Genomic DNA, 3,882 nt, shown 5'->3' on the forward strand with positions numbered 1-3,882 from the left:
CACCGCCTACGAAGTCTGCCGGACCAAGCTCGGCTGGGGCAGCAAGTTGGGTGGTGGAGGCGACTGATGCTCGATCCCGCGCGCAGTTATGACTTGATTGGTGACGTGCACGGATGCGCGCAGACCCTGGAACACTTGCTTGATCGCCTCGGCTATCACAAGCAGGGCGGGGTCTGGCGGCATCCATCGCGCATGGCCGTGTTCGTCGGCGACATCATCGACCGTGGCCCGCGAATTCGCGAGGCGCTGCACATCGTTCACGACATGGTCGAGGCCGGTCAGGCCTTGTGCATCATGGGCAACCACGAATTCAACGCGCTCGGCTGGAGCACCCCGGCGCCACCGGGCAGCGGCAAGCAGTTCGTGCGCGAACACACACCGCGCCATGCGCGCCTGCTGCATGAAACCCTGACCCAATTCGAAGACCATCCGGGCGACTGGCATGACTTCCAGCAGTGGTTCTATCAACTGCCGCTGTTCGTCGATGCCGGGCGTTTCCGCGTGGTGCATGCGTGTTGGGACGCCGGCCTGATCGAGCCGTTGCGCGCGCTGTTCCCCGACGGCTGCATCGATGAACACTTCCTCCAGGCTTCGGCGGTGCCGGGCAGTTTCGCCTGCACCGTGTTCGATCGACTGCTGCGCGGTACCGATATGCGCCTGCCCGATGGCCAGACCATGACCAGCGGCGACGGTCTGGTGCGTTCGTTCTTTCGCACCAAGTTCTGGGAAGACGATCCGAAAACCTACGGCGACATCGTCTTCCAGCCCGATGCATTGCCGGAACCGGTGGCGCAAACCCCGTTGACTTCAACCGAAAAGAATTCCCTGCTGCGCTACGGTGTCGATGAGCCTTTGCTGTTCGTCGGCCACTACTGGCGCAGCGGCAAACCGGCGCCGATCCGCCCGAACCTCGCGTGTCTGGATTACAGCGCGGTGCTCTACGGCAAACTGGTCGCCTATCGTCTGGATCAGGAAACACGTCTGGATCCGAATAAATTTGTCTGGGTCGATGTCGAACGGCCAGAGGTGCTGCAATGAGTTCTGTAGCGGTATTGCGTCTGCCCCTGGCGGTGGATCTGAGCGGTTTCGTCAAATTGCTGCAACACATGCAAGTGCCCCATCGGGTCAGTGAAGAGGCCGGCGAGCAGGTGCTTTGGGCCCCTGCGGAGATCAGCGAAGACGTGCGTTCGCTGTACGAGCGCTTTCCGGCTGGCGATCCCGATCAGCAGTTGGACATCCCGGTCGCGCAGACCTTGAAACGGCCGAGCTTCGCCGAACAACTGAAACATGCCAAAGCTACCGGGTTCATCCTGCTGCTGAGCCTGATCGTCGGCGGCTTGACGTATCTCGGCGAAAACTTGCAGACATTGCGCTGGCTGACGTTCCTCGATTTCCGCGTAATCGGCGAATACATCCACTTCACGCCATTGGCCGACAGCCTGGCGGCGGGGCAGTGGTGGCGCCTGGTCACGCCTATGCTGATCCACTTCGGCATCCTGCACCTGGCCATGAACGGCATGTGGTACTGGGAGTTGGGGCGGCGTATCGAGTCACGGCAGGGCAGCATCAATCTGATCGGCCTGACCTTATTGTTCAGCCTGGTTTCCAACTACGCGCAATTTGTCTGGAGCGGCCCGACCTTGTTCGGCGGCCTGTCCGGCGTGCTTTACGGTTTGCTCGGGCATTGCTGGATTTTCCAGTTGCTGGCGCCGAACCCGGCTTATCGCCTGCCGCGCGGCGTGTTGGCGATGATGCTGGTGTGGCTGGTGGTGTGCATGTCCGGGCTGATCTCGATGATCGGTTTCGGCGAAATCGCCAATGCCGCGCATGTCAGCGGGTTACTCATCGGATGCTTCACCGGTTTGTTGGGCGGTTTGTATAACCGCCGTAAACTGGCCGTCTAATTTTAGTTTGTAGATAAAGAGCACGGAGACCCAGATGTCCTCTTTTAACGACATGATCAAGAACATCACCCCGGACATCTACGAGAGCCTGAAACTGGCCGTGGAAATCGGCAAGTGGGCCGACGGTGGCAAGCTCACCGCCGAGCAGCGCGAGCTGTCGTTGCAGGCGATGATCGCCTGGGAAATCCAGAACCTGCCTGAAGACCAGCGCACCGGTTACATGGGCCCGCAGGAATGTGCGTCGAAGTCGATCGAAGTGCCGAACATCCTGTTCAAGTCGGATGCCATCCATTGATCGAGATTGGCCGCGGTGCAATCAGCAAAATGTCGGCGCGCCTGGACGGGCCGAACGTGCAATACGCGTTTCGTCTGGATGACGTCGAGGTGCCGGTCAACCCGTTGATCGGCACTACGGTGCGTCTGGAGTACCTGGGGGCGATCCACTGCACCCATTGCGGGCGCAAGACCAAAACCAGTTTCAGCCAGGGTTATTGCTACCCGTGCATGACCAAACTGGCGCAGTGCGACCTGTGCATCATGAGCCCGGAGCGCTGCCACTTTGATGCCGGCACTTGCCGGGACCCGGTGTGGGGCCAGCAGTTTTGCATGACCGATCATGTGGTTTATCTGGCCAATTCGTCGGGGATCAAGGTTGGCATCACCCGTGCAACCCAGTTGCCGACCCGCTGGATCGATCAGGGCGCCAGTCAGGCTCTGCCGATCATGCGCGTGTCCACGCGGCAGCAGTCGGGTTTCGTCGAAGACCTGTTCCGCAGCCAGGTGGCGGACAAGACCAACTGGCGCGCGCTGCTCAAGGGCGATGCGGTGTCTGTTGATCTGGCGCAAGTGCGTGATCAGTTGTTTGAAAGCTGCGCCGAAGGTTTGCAAGGCTTGCAGGAGCGATTCGGCCTACAAGCTATTCAGACGATTGCCGATGTAGAACCTCTCGAAATCCGCTATCCGGTCGAGCAATACCCGGCCAAAATCGTCAGCTTCAACCTGGACAAGAACCCGATTGCCGAAGGCACGCTGCTGGGGATCAAGGGCCAGTACCTGATCTTCGACACCGGCGTGATCAATATTCGCAAGTACACGGCTTATCAGCTCGCCGTGCATCAATAAGGATTCCAGTATGCGCACCGAACAACCGAAGATGATTTACCTGAAGGACTATCAGGCGCCCGAGTACCTGATCGACGAAACGCACCTGACCTTCGAGTTGTTCGAGGACCACAGCCTGGTCCATGCGCAACTGGTGATGCGCCGCAACCCGGCGCGTGGCGCAGGCCTGCCGCCGCTGGTGCTTGATGGCCAGCAACTGGAATTGCTCTCGGTCACTCTCTCTGATCAGCAACTGAGTGCCGACGCTTATCAGCTCAGCGAAAACAACCTGACCCTGCAGCCGACCAGCCAAACCTTCACGGTCGACACCAGCGTCAAGATCCACCCCGAAACCAACACGGCGCTGGAAGGCCTGTACAAGTCCGGCACGATGTTCTGCACCCAATGCGAGGCCGAAGGCTTCCGCAAGATCACCTATTACCTCGACCGCCCGGACGTGATGAGCAAGTTCACCACCACCGTGGTCGCTGAACAGCACAGCTATCCGGTGCTGCTGTCCAACGGCAACCCGATAGCCTCGGGCCCCGGCGAAGACGGCCGGCACTGGGCAACGTGGGAAGACCCGTTCATGAAACCGGCATACCTGTTCGCGCTGGTAGCCGGTGACTTGTGGTGCGTTGAAGATACCTTCACCACCATGACCCAGCGCGAAGTCGCGCTGCGCATCTACGTCGAGCCGGAAAACATCGACAAGTGCCAGCACGCGATGAACAGCCTGAAGAAGTCGATGCGCTGGGACGAAGAGGTCTACGGTCGCGAGTACGATCTGGACATCTTCATGATCGTCGCCGTGAACGACTTCAACATGTGCGCGATGGAGAACAAGGGCATCAACAAATACAACTCACGCGCCGTG

Annotated in this window: 6 protein-coding genes; all 6 read left to right on the top strand. The window is 59.7% G+C overall.

Going from position 1 to position 3,882, the window contains the following annotated elements:
* The coding region (locus ACIQVE_RS09760) for a hypothetical protein (protein WP_402807461.1) at positions 1-67 on the top strand (67 nt) is incomplete at its 5' end.
* Positions 64-1,038, top strand: a complete 975-nt coding sequence (locus tag ACIQVE_RS09765) for a metallophosphoesterase (protein WP_402807462.1) — start codon at positions 64-66, stop codon at positions 1,036-1,038. The genes ACIQVE_RS09760 and ACIQVE_RS09765, both read left to right, overlap by 4 nt.
* Positions 1,035-1,904 (top strand): rhomboid family intramembrane serine protease, encoded by an 870-nt coding sequence (locus ACIQVE_RS09770; RefSeq protein ID WP_402807293.1) that lies wholly within the window; start codon positions 1,035-1,037, stop codon positions 1,902-1,904. Before ACIQVE_RS09765 ends, ACIQVE_RS09770 begins: the two co-directional genes overlap by 4 nt.
* A 34-nt stretch (positions 1,905-1,938) precedes the next feature.
* Positions 1,939-2,199: a YeaC family protein gene (locus tag ACIQVE_RS09775; protein WP_042558818.1), complete on the top strand. Its 261-nt coding sequence runs from the start codon at positions 1,939-1,941 to the stop codon at positions 2,197-2,199.
* Positions 2,196-3,026, top strand: coding sequence for a DUF2797 domain-containing protein (locus ACIQVE_RS09780; RefSeq protein ID WP_402807294.1), 831 nt, complete (start codon positions 2,196-2,198; stop codon positions 3,024-3,026). Before ACIQVE_RS09775 ends, ACIQVE_RS09780 begins: the two co-directional genes overlap by 4 nt.
* A gap of 10 nt (positions 3,027-3,036) precedes the next feature.
* Positions 3,037-3,882, top strand: an 846-nt coding sequence (locus ACIQVE_RS09785; RefSeq protein WP_402807297.1) for a M1 family aminopeptidase, incomplete at its 3' end; no start/stop codon positions are given.

The organism is Pseudomonas sp. NPDC098747 (genome assembly GCF_044760045.1).
GTDB lineage: Bacteria > Pseudomonadota > Gammaproteobacteria > Pseudomonadales > Pseudomonadaceae > Aquipseudomonas.